The sequence below is a fragment of the Ruegeria sp. HKCCD8929 genome (genome assembly GCF_013031405.1).
Lineage (GTDB): Bacteria > Pseudomonadota > Alphaproteobacteria > Rhodobacterales > Rhodobacteraceae > Ruegeria.
Genome location: NZ_WPZY01000004.1, coordinates 186,401 through 199,266, shown reverse-complemented (window position 1 = coordinate 199,266; position 12,866 = coordinate 186,401). Strand labels below are relative to the sequence as shown.

Here is a 12,866-nt window from a genome sequence, read left to right as displayed (position 1 = left end):
TGAGACCCCCTTTCCAACCACCGCGTCAGGGATACAGATGATGCAGGCAGGCAATGCCGCCTGACCTGATATCCACGGAGATACCCATCATGACCATGACCCGCCGCTCATTGTTCGTTGCCGCCGCCGCCACCGGTGCCGCGCTGACCTTTGCCGGGACCACTGCCGCGCTTGCGGGCGGCGCCAAAGGCACCTTCGAGGGTCGTTCGAACCACGTGACCACCGGTTCGGTCACAGTGGTGAAAGAGGGCGACCGCTATATCGTCGAACTGGGCGACGACTTCTCGCTGGATGGCGGCCCCGACCCGCGCGTCGCGCTGGGCAAGGACGGCACATATGATCCTGACACCAAGCTGGGCGCGCTTCTGAACCTGACCGGCAAGCAGCGCTATGCCGTGCCCGCCACCTGGGACATCTCGGCCCATAACGAGGTCTATATCTGGTGCGAGGTCGCGGGCGTTCCGCTGGGGGTCGCCAGCATCAAGTGACGCAATGACCGGAGGGTGAGCTAGGGCTCACCCTCCAATCGTTTCAACCGTCAGATTGCCGTTGGTATAAACGCAGATATCCGCCGCAATCGCCATCGCCTCGCGTGCGACCTGCTCGGCGGTCTTTTCACTGTCCATCATCGCCCGCGCCGCGGCCAGCGCAAAGTTCCCGCCCGATCCGATGGCGGCCACGTTGTGTTCGGGCTCCAGCACATCACCTGCCCCGGTGATCACGAACAGATCCTTGCCGTCGGTCACGATCAGCATCGCCTCGAGCTTTTGCAAATACTTGTCGGTGCGCCAGTCCTTGGCCAGTTCGACGCTGGCCCGGGCCAGTTGACCGGGGGTGCCCTCAAGCTTGGCCTCAAGCCGTTCCAGCAGGGTAAAGGCGTCCGCCGTCGACCCGGCAAAGCCCGCCACAATCTCGAACCCGCCGGGGCTCAGCCGCCGCACCTTGCGCGCGGTGCCCTTGATCACGGTCTGGCCCAGGCTGACCTGCCCGTCACCCGCGATCACCACATGGCCGCCCTTCTTGACGCCGATGATCGTGGTGCCGTGCCATCCGGGGAAATCGCTGTCTGCCATGAGTGCCTCCGATATGTTGCGCACACTATATGGGCCGAACCGCCTTTGGGCGCAACGGGTTAACGGCTTGCGGCAAGATATGCACAAAACGCAATTCGGGGCTGTCGAACCGTCATTTGTAGGACTCGGGGGAAAGGCCTACATGAGCCTCACAACCGACGAGGGGTCGGCTGTTTCAACTTCAAGGAATGCGCAAATGGCAACTACCGCAAACATCCATGCGCCGCTCGGAGCAGTCACCGTTCTCCATGTAGTGGACGCAATCATCTCGGCAAAAACCGCCGTCGTCAGCTGGAACGAAAACCGGAAAACCCGGAAGATTCTGGCCAAACTGACCGACGAACAGCTGGATGACATCGGCCTGAGCCGCGGCGACATCGCCAACATCTGATCCAACCCAAGGATCACCAAGGATAGAAGAGCCGCTCGAATAGCCGAGCGGCTTTTTCTTTATGTGCTCAGCACATATTGCCCTTCCATGTCCGGCACGAACGCCTCGATGGCCGCCGTGGCCACCACATGCCGGGTTCCGGCCTCGGCGTCCTCGACATCCAGACCGCCGATGACCGCACGCACCTCGGCCCGCCCGCGCGGCAGGTCACTGGCTACAAGATCGCAATCCACCGCGTCGGGCTTCTGCACGCCAATCGTGACCTTCACCTGCATCTCGGCATGATCCACGCCCAGCTTCGAAAACAGGGTGATCGAGGAATGATGCAGCGCATCCTGCACCGCGCGCCGGGCGGCCTTGGTATAGTCCTGCCCATAGAGGTCGTTACCGGTTCCCATCTCGACAATGATACGTTTCAGGCTCATGCGGCAGGCTCCATGTCGAACGAGACGATGACGGCGGCATTGGCCACGACCGTGCGGCCTTCTGTATGCGGCTTGTCGATATCCAACCCGCCTTTGGTGACGGTGATGGTGGGCTGCCCATAGGGGAAGATCTCTTTCAGCGCAGCCACATCCACCCTGCCCGGCTCCTGCACCCCGATCTCGGCGTCGATGATCATCGCCTCTTTCGGAAATCCGAACAGCTCGGCCATATTCACCGAGTTATGCCACAGCGCATCCTTCAGCGCCCGCCGCGCCGCCTCGGTATAGTCCTCGCGCCTGAGCGATGTGCCCATGCCGAACTCCACCAGAACCCGTGTCTTGGCCATGTTGCCTCCTGTCCTTGTTGCCGCAAACTTTCATGCGGGCGGGTCCGGGGAAAGGTCCAAAATCACGACCGGCATCCGGCCAGAAGTCCTTCTGTCGATGCCGTTTCTGGGGGCCGGAAAGATGTACAAGCCGGACTGCGGCCCCTCGGACCCCTGTACAAAACGTACAAAACGAAAAAGCGCCCCGATTGGGGCGCCTTTCCTGAATCCGTTGTGAACCGGGTCAGATCGACTCTTCGATCCAGCTTTGCAGCGCCGCTTTCGGTGCCGCACCCGCACGGTTCGAGATCACCTGACCGTCCTTGAAGATGAACAGCGCCGGGATACCGCGCACGCCCATGGCAGCGGCTGCGTTCGGGTTTCTGTCCACGTCGACCTTGGCGATTTTCACCTTGTCGCCATACTCGACGGCCAGCTCTTCCAGGGCCGGGCCGATCTGCTTACAGGGGCCGCACCACTCGGCCCAGAAATCCACCACAACGGGGATGTCCGAGTTCTTGACTTCGGCGTCGAAGGTTTCGTCAGTGACGGCTACGGTGGACATATTCTGTCTCCTGAATGGGAAAGGGCTTGGGAATCGAAAGTAGGTGCGCGCCTATGGGAGGTCAAGATATCTGGGTACGCGACAGCGCATCTGTCACAAGATCGTGTGGCAGGGGCATCAAGCGCGCGGTGCGGGTCCACAGGATGGCGGTGGTGATCCGGCGCTCCGGGTAGATCTGAGCGAGCGCCTGAGCATAAGCGCCCATCTGCCGCAGCAGCCCCTCGGGGCAGGCCTCGGGCGTGTCGGGAACGGTGGCATTCGATTTGAAATCAATGGCCTGCACCTCGGTCTCGGTCACGATCAGCCGGTCGATCAAGCCATGCATCCTGCGACCGTTCAACGCCGCCGTCACCGGCACCTCGGCCAGTGTTTCGGCTGAGAAGAAATGCGCAAGATGGGGCGCGTTCAGCACCGCCTCAGCCTCGGCCCTCAGCGCCTCACGGTCCGCCTGGTGCATATCCGGCAGAAGCCGGGCGCATGCCTCGCCCCGCTCACTAGGACCGATTCCCGGCAGGTGCTCCAACAGCAAATGCAGCCGCGTACCTCGCAGTTTGGCCGCCTCCTCATCCAGCCCCTGATCACCCGGCAGCGCTTTCGCCCCGCCCAAATCCGAGGGGCTGAGCGTTTCCTGCGGCGCTTCCGGTTCGGGCGCAGTGCGCAGGAACTGATCCGGCAGAGATGCCTTGGCGGCCTCCGGTTTACCTTCGCCCTCGGCAAGCGGTAACCCGTCCCAATCGCCATGCTCCAACCGGTGGATCTCCGTGCCGGGGATGGCCGTGGCCCCTGCCCGCTCCATCGCCGTCTCAACCATCCGATACCAGCTCGATCCGTCCTTGCCGACATCACCCGCCGCACCGACGATCAACCACTTTTCGGCCCGTGTTAGAGCCACATACAGCAATCGCATCCGCTCGGCCATCTGCTTTGCTTGCGCCGCCTCACGCGCCTGAGCGATGACCTTCGGCGACACATCCTTGGACATGCGCCAGAGCGGCGTGCCATCGGCCAGCATCACCTCGTCATCCGTGGGCGCCCGCCGCGCACCGGTATCCGGCAGAATCACGATCGGCGCCTCAAGCCCCTTCGCGCCATGCACCGTCATCACCCGGATCATGTCACCCACCCCGCTCATCTGACGCTTGATCTCCAGATCGTCGGTCTGCATCCAGACCAGAAAACCCGTCAGGCTGGGAATATCCGTCCGCTCATAGGCCAGCGCCTGTGACAGCAGGGCGTTGATCCCGTCTTCGGCCTCAGGTCCCAGCCTCCCCAGCAGTTGCCGTCGCCCGTCATGCCGGGTCAGGATGCGTTCGATCAGATCATAGGGTCGCAGAAAATCGGTCTGGCCGCGCAGGTCGTTCAGGATGGCCAGTGTTTCAGGGAATTCAGCCTCGCGTCTGCGCAGCGCGGCCCAGAGGTATTGCTCGTCGCGCCGATGTGCCAGATCGAAGAGCTGTTGTTCGCTCCAACCAAACAGCGGAGACTTCAGTACGGTGGCCAGCGACAGGCTGTCCTCAGGTGTGGCCAGAAAGCTGAGCAGCGCGGCAAGGTCCTTGACCGCCAGTTCCGCGCCCACTTTCAGCCGGTCTGCGCCCGCAATCGGCAGGCCGGCGGATTTGCAGGCCCGGATGATCTCGGCAAACAGATCGGATCGGCGCTGCACCAAGATCAGGAAATCTCCCGGACGCACCTTGCGGCGGACAAATTCCGCCGGTTTCTCGCGGTCCTCGGGGATGGTTTCGCCCCGCTCGATCATCGCCTTGATCGACTGCGCCACCTGCTCGGCCAGAATGACGGTATGGTGCCGCGCGCCAGGCCGGTCCACAGGATCGGTCCAGTCGCCATCCTCTTCCTCCTCGACCTTCTCCACCACCGGCCACAGGTCGACCCGCCCCGGCAAATCCGCCTTGAAGGCGCGGTGCAGCGCGTCCTTGTGGAACCCGGAATCGGCGCGGTCTTCGAACACCAGATCCACCAGCTTCAGGATTGCCGTAGATGAGCGGAATGAGAATTCAAGCGTCAAATCCTCAAGATTAGAGCCTGATTCCGTAAGTTTCCGCCCAAACTCCCGCTGCATCCGATCGAAAGCCTCGGGGTCGGCACCCTGAAAGGAATAGATCGACTGTTTCTTGTCCCCGACCACGAAAATTGTGCGCTCCACGTCTGAGCGCGCACCCTCGCCCGAGGTGAATTCCTGCGCCAGTTTTTCGACCACGTCCCATTGTTCCGGGCTCGTGTCCTGCGCTTCGTCCACAAGGATATGGTCGATGCCGCCATCGAGGCGGTAGAGCACCCAGGCCGCCACCGCCAGGTCGTTCAAAAGCCGCCGTGCCTTCAGGATCAGGTCGTCGAAATCGAGCCAGCCGCGCAACTGCTTGCGCCGCTCGTATTCTGGCAAGAAGGCGGCGGCGAACCGGTGCAGAGCCAACGACTTTTGCGCTGCAACCAACGCCAACCGCCGCTCGCGCGCATCCTCGATTCGCAGCATCAGCGCCTCAAGCCGAGGCATCTTCTCTGCCAGCGCACCCTCGCGCAGCGCCTTGGTCGGGAAACCTCCGATCTTGGCGGTGAAGGGCTCCTTGGCCGAGGCGCCGGTCAGGAAGACCCCCTCAAGAACCGACAGATTTACGAGCGTCGGCTCGACAAACGCGGCCAGCTTGACCGCTGCCTTGGCGTTGTTTCCGCCGCTTTCGGTCAGCGCTGGCAGGATCGATCGGATCAGCTCCACCTCGCCGCCCAGATATACTGCGTCCAGCAGCGCCTGCTCGTTGAACCCATCAGGAAGGCCGAACCGGTGCAGCAGGCCGTCCCAGTCGCAGGGCTCTACAAACGCGTCGCGGTTCCGGGCTACTGCCTGCGTCAGGCTGTCGAACCCGGTGTCGGTGACAAAACGCGCCACCGCATCGACCAGATATGCCTGAGGACTGTCAGCGAAATCCTCGATGATCTCTTCGCGCAGCAGCGCCGCCGCCCGATCCTCCATCTCGGAGAATTGCGGGCTGACCCCGGCCTCGAGCGGAAACCGCCGCAGCAGAGAGGCGCAGAACGAGTGGATGGTCTGGATCTTCAACCCGCCCGGCGTCTCGATGGCGCGGGCGAACAGCGTACGGGCGTGGGCCAGGCGGTCAGGGTCGATAGCCCCTTCAACGCCCAAATCGGTGAGTTGCGACAGCAGCCGGGTGTCGTCCAGCATCGCCCATTCGCCCAGCCGCTTGAACAGCCGGTTCTGCATCTCGCTGGCCGCCGCCTTGGTATAGGTCAGGCACAGGATGTGCTGCGGCTGCACGTTGTTCAGCAGCAGCCGCGCCACCCGGTCGGTCAGCACTCGCGTCTTGCCCGAGCCCGCATTTGCCGCCAGCCAGGTCGAGGCATCGGGCCGCGCCGCCTGAACCTGACGCTCGGTCGCCTCGTCGCGGGGGCTCACGTCAGATCCTCCGGGTTGGGCGTGGCGGTGCGATCCCACTCGCCGAAACGGGCAAGGTGATCGTAGTCGCCGAGATCGGTGTCCTTGTGCAGCATCCGGCGTGAGGTAAAGCCTTGATCTGGCTGGAAATATGCGTCGATCAGAGTGCGCAGATCGGCCCATGTCTTGGCAGGCGGCTCCTTGTCCAGCGGCGCCGGAACCTCTTTGTACGTTCCTCCCAAGCCGATGAACACTGCCTGTGCCACTGGCATCGGGTCCAGCCCGTCGAACCCGCCTTCCTCGGCCAGTGCGGCCTCGATCAGCAGTTGCTTGTCGAACTTGGCCTGCTGCGCCGCCGAGGGCGGCGCGCCGGTTTTGTAGTCGTAAAGCCGCAGCGATCCCCGCGCCGTTTGGTCGATTCGGTCGGCGCGGCCCGCGAGTGTGAAATCGAGCGGGTCTAGACGTTTTTTCATCTGAGCTTCGAACGCAATCGGCCCGCCATCGCTACGCCGCGCCGCTTCGGCGGCCAGAAAGGCGTCGGTGATCCGCTCCAGCCGCGCCAGCCATAGTTTGCGGGCGGTGGGCCAGGCGACATGCTCCTCAAGCAGCGCATCGGCGCGTTTGAGGAACGCCTCGCGCGTCAGAAGCGCGCCGTCGAGCACGCTGTCCTTGACGAATTTCTCAAGGATTTCATGGCTCACGATCCCCCGCAGCAGCGCGTCGGGTGCCTGCACCAGCGGGTCGAGCGGTTTCAGCCGCAGCACATGCTTGGCGTAGATCGCGTAAGGATCGCGGATCAGCCGCTTGATCTCGGTGACCGACAATTGTCGGGGCCGCGCAGGTATAGGTGGCCGGGGCGAGGGGCGAGGGGCGGCATCAAGACGCGGGGCCTCTTCCAGCGTTTCGGCCCAGTCGAGCCATTGCCGGCCACGCGCGCGCATCCCCTCCAGCACCTCGGGGCCGTGGGCATCAGGAAGGCCCTGTAACAGGTTGGTCAGGCGGTTCAGCCAACGGGACGGCACGGTTTCTGTGTCATCCGAGCGGGTGGCGCGGGTCAGCCAAACTTCGGGCGCGGCTATGGCTTGCTGAAAGTCATGCGCTGACAAGCCTATGCGGCGTTCGGGCAGCAACAGCCCGGCCTTGTCACGCATCTGCCGGTTCAGCCAGGGATCGGGGGCGGCAGTCTCGGGCCAGCTGCCTTCGTTCAGTCCGCCGAGGATCAGCAGGTCGGCGCCCTGCACCCGCGCCTCAAGCGTGCCCCAGATCATGATACTGGGGTGCGGTGCGTCGCGGTCACGCACTTCCTCGCCTGCCAGCAGAGCGCCCAGCAAATCAGCAAAATCGCGGGCGGTCATGGTGCCGCCATGGGCTGCTTCATCCTCGAGCGCGGTGATCACCGCCAGCGCCTTTTGGCCCGCGTTCTTATCCCAGAGCGTGCCGGTTTCGCCCGTACTGCCTGCCGAGATCGCCTGTGCCAGATCGCGCAAACGCCGGACCCAATCGCCGAGCGGCAGTTCGCCTGCGATCTGCTGGCCGCAGAAATGGGTGGCCAGCCAGCGCATCCAGCCGTCGGGCATTTCCTTGCGAATGGCAAAGCCGGTCAGGCTGACGCTGTCGGGGAAGGGCGGGCCGTTGCGGCGCAGGTCCAGCTCCAGATCGCGGGTATGCAGCAGATGCGCGCCGCGTTCGCCGCCATCGTGGCACAGCGGGTGTTTCAGCAGCGTCAGCAGCGCCTCTCCATCCAGCCGCTTGACGAACAGCCCGGCCACATGGCGCAGGAACCGGCCCGGCGGTGAGAGCTGCAACGGCAGACCGGCGCTGTCGTCGGGCAGGATGTTCCAGCGGTCGAGCGCGGCGTTGACCTGCCGGGTCAGCATCCGGTCCGGCGTAATCAGCGCGGCGGTCTGACCGGTTTCCGCCGCCTGCCGCAGGCGCAGGGCGATGGCCAGCGCCTCGGCGCGGGGCGATTGCGCCTCGATAAGAGTTACATCGGCCATGGCGGGGGCCAGATCGGTCAGATGCGGGCCTTCACTCATCCACGCATCGGTCACGGGGGCAGGGCGCAAAGCCAGCGAAACCAGCTTGTTACGGGCGGGCGAGGGGGGCTCGTCCCCGGTCCAAGGGGCGATCTGAGTTGGGTTGAGATCCAGCCCGCGCATCAGCTTGCGGAACCGGAATTGCGGGTGATCCTCGGACAAAAGCGCGTCGTCGAGGCCGGACCAGACGTGATCGGGCTGGTCGAAATCATATCCCGGCAGGATAAGCGCGCCTTGGGGCAGGCTGGCCACCGCCTCCATCAGCATCAGCGTGGTGCCGCGCGAACCGGTGGAGCCGGCAAGGATCACCGGGTGCTGTGGCGGGTCGGTTTGCCAGCGCTCTATCAGATTTTCGACCACCCGGCGTTGCCGCGCCTGCACATCCAGCGCGCTGTCATCGGTCGAGATGAACCTGTCCGCGATGCCGATAAAGGCCTGCGCCCGCGCCCAGTGGCCAGACAGGTCGCTGACATCCAGGTGCCGGATGGCGTCGGGCGAAACGCCCTCGCCCTGCATCTCGTCGATCAGCGCGGCGAGGCTGTCGGCCAGATCATAAAGCGAGGCGCGGGCGGCCAGATCCGGCTGCTGATCCAGCAGCTTGCCGATGAGTTGCGTCAGCTCCAGCCGCCGGCGCAGCGGCGGGACCGGTGGCGGCAGGCTTGCCAGATCGGCGTGTTCGCCCAGATCGGTGACCAGAGACAGGCGGGGCAGCAGGCAGGGGGGACCGGCATCGAACAGGTCACGGATGCGGCGCGCCATACGGCGGGTGTTGACGACCAGTTGCACCCGCGCCAGGGCCTCGGGCGGCAGATGGGCAGTTCGTGCCCGTAGCCCGTCGACTAGCTTGCGGGGAAAGTCCACGCCCGGCGGCATGGCAAAGACGCGGGGCGTGGGGCAGGGGTCAAACATCGGCCAGAAGATCCTCGGCCAGACGGATGCCGCCGGGGTGACCGACATCGCACCACCGGCTCGGATAACGCAGCGCGAACAACCGGTTGCGGGCCTGCATCCGGTCCCACAAAAGGTTGAGGGAGAACGCTTTCTTTGGGAAATCCAGCAACTCCCCGGTGCGCAGGATCTGGGCGCCGCCATAGATCAGGCCCGGTCCGCGCTGAATGCGGCCGTCGGCGTCGGCAGTGAAGTCGCCTTGACCGGTATGTCCCACGGCCTGCGCCACGGGAATGCACATCAGCAGGGCATCCATTCGCTCCGAGTCCCAGGCTTGCCGCAGCAGGTGCAGCGGGTTCGGACCGGCCCAGATGGCATCAGTGTTCAGGGTAAAAACCGGCCCCGGGCCCAGCAGGGGCAGCGCCGCGCGCAGCCCGCCACCGGTTTCCAGGATCTCGGGTTCTTCCCGCGACAGGGCCACGCCTTGCGGTTCCAGATGCGCGGCTAGTTGGTCGGGCAGATAGTGCAGATTGGCCACGATGCGCGACGGCTCAACGCTGCGCGCCAAGTCCAGCGCATGGTCGATCAGAGGCCGCCCGGCCACTTCGATCAGCGGTTTGGGCCGGTCCTTGGTCAGCGCGCCCATGCGGGTGCCAAACCCGGCGGCAAACAGCATGATGGCGTCGGGCGGCTGGGTCATGAGGTCTTGAGCCTGGCCAGATTTTCGGGGCTGGGCAGGGGCAGGGCGTCGCGCAACAGGTCGCTGATCGGCGCCAGCGCGGGGTGGTCCAGATCGCGCATCAGATGCGCCCAGACCGCCGGGATCATGTCGACATAGTGCGGCTTGCCGTATTCAGACCCGAGCCGGGCAAAGACACCGAGAATACGCAGATTGCGCTGGGCGCCCAGCACCGCATAGGCCGTCCGGAATGCGTGATCGTCCACGCCGGTCGCCTGGATGTAGCGGTTGAGCATTGTCATCTCGATCCCGGCGGGCACCGTGCGGCGGATATCCTGCAAAAGCGAGACCAGATCATAGGCCGGGTGCCCCAGAACGGCGTCCTGAAAGTCGAGCAGCCCGGCGCGCGCGACCCCTTCGCGATCCGGCAGCCACAGCAGGTTTTCCGAATGGTAATCGCGCAGCAGAACCACCTTTGGCCCCTGAACTTCGCGATGCAGAATGTCCTCGAACCGGGTTTCAAAGCTGGCTTTGGAGTTCGGGTCCGGCGTGCCGGTGATGCCTCCCGCGTATTTGGTAAAGGCCAGATCGGTCATTTCGGCCATCACCGTCGGTCCGAAGCTGTCGAGCGACAGGATCGGGGCATCGTGCAGCGTGATCAGGACATCCGTTGCAGCCTCGTAGAGCGTGCGCTCCATTTTGGGGGTCCGAAGCAGAACCCGGGAAAAGAGGTCGTCGCCAAGGTCTTCCAGCAACAGAAACCCGTTTTCCGAGTCCTCGGCATAGATCTCGGGCGCGCTCAGACCGACCGAGCGCAGATGGTCAGCTACCCGGACAAAGCGGTGAACATCCTCACCCTTGTCCGGCGGCGCGTCCATCAGAACGGCGGTGCGGCCGGTGGCGGGGTCGGTGAGCCGGTCGTAGCGGCGGTTCGAGGCATCACCCGCCAGCGGCACGTGGTCAGCCTTGGCCCATTGGGTCGGTGCGATCAGCGCCTCGGCCAGCACTGTTCGGTTCGTCATGCAAGCGTCTCCAGCGATTTCGACCATTTCGGGTCGGTCCAGGTGGCGGTCAGGTGGCGCGTCTCTTCCTGATCGGGATCGGTGGCAAAGTCCAGCATCAGCGCGTTTTCGGGCGCCAGAGGGCCCAGCCGGTCGGGCCATTCCACCAAGCAGATGGCGGTTTCGAACGCCTCGGTCAGGCCCAGCTCCTCGATCTCATCCAGTGCAGTGAGACGGTAGAGGTCGGAATGCCAGACCTCGCCTTTTTCCGTGTCATAGACCTGCACCAGGGTGAATGTGGGCGAAGGGACATCCTCGGGTATCGCCATCAGGGACTGGATCAGGTGACGAGCGAAATGGGTCTTGCCGCTGCCGATGGCGCCCCCCAGCAACACGCAATCCCCGGGCGACAACACAGCGCCCAAACTGGATGCAAAATGTGCTGTTGCCTGCGGTGAGTTGAGTGTCAGTTTCAGGGCCGTGGCTGTCATGGCGCCACAATGGCGTTGCGGCCTAGTGGCTGCAAGCAGGTTCAGGGCAGGGCGGTCTCCAGTTGTGCGTCCTGGGTGTTCGCGGCCTCAGCCGTGAAGCGCACAATGGTCGCCCCGTTTGGCATCGGACCCACGGCGCAGGTCAAAAGGGTGCCGTTCCGGGTCCGGATCTGTGCCGTCCAGTCCGCCCGGTTTTCACGCATTTCCACAAAGTCGCGGATCTCGCCCCAGACCGGCGTGGCGGTGCAGCGCTCCTGCCAGAGGCGGGTGGCATCAAGCACGTTGACCAGAGCAAAGCTCTGATCCGGGTCGACATCCCAGAGAAGATGGTAGGCGGTGTTGGAAAAGGCGAGCGTGCCGTTGGCGGAAAAAACGGCCACCGCGTCGGGAAGCTTGTCAAGGATTGCCTGCCCCAGTTCAAGCTCGGACCGGAACCGGCGGGTGAGGGTGATCTCGGCAGTGATGTCTTCGAAAAGAAACGCAACCGCACCATCCGGGTGCGGGCGCCCGCTGACCGAATAGACCGAGCCGGAAGGCATCGACCATGTTTCCTGATACCGGCCGTGCTCGGCAGCTTCGAGCAAGTCGTTCATCTGTTTGCGCCAGCCGCCGTAATTCTTGGGCTCGGGCATCATGTTCTGGTTGCGCAACCTGTCGAAGAAGCTGGAGAGCGCGGGCCGACTGCTGAGGAAATCCGCAGGCAGGGCCGTCAGATCGACCAGAGCCGGGTTGAACAGCGCCAGCTGTCGATTGCGGTCGAATATCGCCAGCCCGATCGACAGCTGGGCAAAGGTCTTGGCCAGCGTCTGCACGAACTTGCGCTGTGCCACTTCGGCATCCACCACGGCATTGATGTCGACGGCATAAAACAGCGTGCCTTCATCCCGCTCGACCAGCGACAGGTCGAACCACAGCTTGCGGTCCGGCACCTCTGACGCAATCGAAATTCTGGTCTTTTTTCCAAGAGGGGCGGAGTCGTCCGATTCGGGAAATAACGGAATGGAAAGATCGGCATTCTGCCCTCGCACACGGCGCGCCAGCGCAACATAAGCGGCGTTGCACCAACTGACCTTGTCGGCGTGATCGACCAGCCACACCGGATAGGGCGCCTTGTCCATGGCCAGCCGCATGGGGTCGGTCGAGGTCCCGTGGGAAGAGCCTGTGCAGGATCGGTTAAAAAGATCGCAGATTTGAACGCGCACCACGCCGTCGATCCATTCGGAGACCACGTTGCGATGGACGGCGCTGTCGATGGCCGGAACAACGATTTCGCCCTCCTGCTGGACGATATCCGGCGTCTTGGGGAACGCCGGGAAATCGCAATGCAGCCGGGTGCGCAGCTCATCCCAATCGGAGATATCTTCGTACTCTCTCTCGGCGCGGTCGGAGCCGCCGATCAAATCGGCACCATCAAACAGGAAAACCGGGTCACCAGCGTCCTGTTGAGTCAAAAGGCCGAAACCTGGGCGTATGCGTCGGCGCGGCGGGAGTAACAAGAAAACGGCCAGAGCCGAGGACAGCAGACAAATCCCCGTCAGTATGATCCAGTCACCCATCGTATTGTCCCGCCCTAGCTCAGCTGGTCGGA

Annotated in this window: 12 protein-coding genes; 2 read left to right on the top strand and 10 right to left on the bottom strand. The window is 63.9% G+C overall.

The genetic code is table 11. The annotated features are described in order from the left end of the window. Positions 1-89 precede the first annotated feature (89 nt). Entirely contained in the window at positions 90-488 is a 399-nt protein-coding gene (locus GOX53_RS08105; protein WP_254446506.1) for a DM13 domain-containing protein, read from the top strand. Positions 489-515: 27 nt separating this feature from the next. Here the strand turns inward: GOX53_RS08105 and hslV are convergent, their stop codons facing one another. Continuing rightward, on the bottom strand, positions 516-1,073 hold the full coding sequence (gene hslV / locus GOX53_RS08100; RefSeq protein ID WP_171175166.1) for an ATP-dependent protease subunit HslV: 558 nt from the start codon (positions 1,071-1,073) through the stop codon (positions 516-518). A gap of 196 nt (positions 1,074-1,269) precedes the next feature. Here hslV and GOX53_RS08095 point away from each other — a divergent pair, with 196 nt between their 5' ends. Further along, entirely contained in the window at positions 1,270-1,464 is a 195-nt protein-coding gene (locus GOX53_RS08095) for a DUF1127 domain-containing protein (protein WP_171175164.1), read from the top strand. Between the two features lie 59 nt (positions 1,465-1,523). Here the strand turns inward: GOX53_RS08095 and GOX53_RS08090 are convergent, their stop codons facing one another. The 9 genes from GOX53_RS08090 to GOX53_RS08050 form a co-directional block, all read right to left on the bottom strand. Next, the gene (locus GOX53_RS08090) at positions 1,524-1,889 is read right to left on the bottom strand and encodes a Lin0512 family protein (protein ID WP_171175162.1); all 366 of its coding nucleotides are present in this window, start codon (positions 1,887-1,889) and stop codon (positions 1,524-1,526) included. Next, positions 1,886-2,236 (bottom strand): Lin0512 family protein, encoded by a 351-nt coding sequence (locus GOX53_RS08085; RefSeq protein ID WP_171175160.1) that lies wholly within the window; start codon positions 2,234-2,236, stop codon positions 1,886-1,888. Before GOX53_RS08085 ends, GOX53_RS08090 begins: the two co-directional genes overlap by 4 nt. A gap of 223 nt (positions 2,237-2,459) precedes the next feature. Next, entirely contained in the window at positions 2,460-2,780 is a 321-nt protein-coding gene (gene trxA / locus GOX53_RS08080; RefSeq protein ID WP_171175158.1) for a thioredoxin, read from the bottom strand. 61 nt (positions 2,781-2,841) lie between these two features. After that, positions 2,842-6,204, bottom strand: a complete 3,363-nt coding sequence (gene addA / locus GOX53_RS08075; RefSeq protein WP_171175156.1) for a double-strand break repair helicase AddA — start codon at positions 6,202-6,204, stop codon at positions 2,842-2,844. Then, positions 6,201-9,128 (bottom strand): double-strand break repair protein AddB, encoded by a 2,928-nt coding sequence (gene addB, locus GOX53_RS08070; RefSeq protein WP_171175154.1) that lies wholly within the window; start codon positions 9,126-9,128, stop codon positions 6,201-6,203. The genes addA and addB overlap by 4 nt, the downstream gene beginning before the upstream one ends. After that, a complete protein-coding gene (locus tag GOX53_RS08065) occupies positions 9,121-9,807 on the bottom strand; it encodes a nucleotidyltransferase family protein (protein WP_171175152.1) in 687 nt (228 codons plus the stop codon). Before GOX53_RS08065 ends, addB begins: the two co-directional genes overlap by 8 nt. Continuing rightward, complete coding sequence (locus GOX53_RS08060; RefSeq protein ID WP_171175150.1) at positions 9,804-10,808, bottom strand: aminoglycoside phosphotransferase family protein; 1,005 nt, start codon at positions 10,806-10,808, stop codon at positions 9,804-9,806. Before GOX53_RS08060 ends, GOX53_RS08065 begins: the two co-directional genes overlap by 4 nt. Then, positions 10,805-11,278, bottom strand: a complete 474-nt coding sequence (gene tsaE, locus GOX53_RS08055) for a tRNA (adenosine(37)-N6)-threonylcarbamoyltransferase complex ATPase subunit type 1 TsaE (RefSeq protein WP_171175148.1) — start codon at positions 11,276-11,278, stop codon at positions 10,805-10,807. The genes GOX53_RS08060 and tsaE overlap by 4 nt, the downstream gene beginning before the upstream one ends. Before the next feature lie 41 nt (positions 11,279-11,319). Next, positions 11,320-12,729, bottom strand: a complete 1,410-nt coding sequence (locus tag GOX53_RS08050; protein WP_254446505.1) for a PAS-domain containing protein — start codon at positions 12,727-12,729, stop codon at positions 11,320-11,322. Positions 12,730-12,866 lie beyond the last annotated feature (137 nt).

Excerpts from the sequence above, each read along its gene's own strand:
- GOX53_RS08090 (WP_171175162.1), bottom strand. The coding sequence starts at position 1,889 with ATGAGCCTGAAACGTATCATTGTCGAGATGGGAACCGGTAACGACCTC.
- addB (WP_171175154.1), bottom strand. The coding sequence starts at position 9,128 with ATGTTTGACCCCTGCCCCACGCCCCGCGTCTTTGCCATGCCGCCGGGC.
- hslV (WP_171175166.1), bottom strand. The coding sequence starts at position 1,073 with ATGGCAGACAGCGATTTCCCCGGATGGCACGGCACCACGATCATCGGC.
- GOX53_RS08085 (WP_171175160.1), bottom strand. The coding sequence starts at position 2,236 with ATGGCCAAGACACGGGTTCTGGTGGAGTTCGGCATGGGCACATCGCTC.
- GOX53_RS08065 (WP_171175152.1), bottom strand. The coding sequence starts at position 9,807 with ATGACCCAGCCGCCCGACGCCATCATGCTGTTTGCCGCCGGGTTTGGC.
- trxA (WP_171175158.1), bottom strand. The coding sequence starts at position 2,780 with ATGTCCACCGTAGCCGTCACTGACGAAACCTTCGACGCCGAAGTCAAG.
- GOX53_RS08095 (WP_171175164.1), top strand. The coding sequence starts at position 1,270 with ATGGCAACTACCGCAAACATCCATGCGCCGCTCGGAGCAGTCACCGTT.
- tsaE (WP_171175148.1), bottom strand. The coding sequence starts at position 11,278 with ATGACAGCCACGGCCCTGAAACTGACACTCAACTCACCGCAGGCAACA.
- GOX53_RS08060 (WP_171175150.1), bottom strand. The coding sequence starts at position 10,808 with ATGACGAACCGAACAGTGCTGGCCGAGGCGCTGATCGCACCGACCCAA.
- GOX53_RS08105 (WP_254446506.1), top strand. The coding sequence starts at position 90 with ATGACCATGACCCGCCGCTCATTGTTCGTTGCCGCCGCCGCCACCGGT.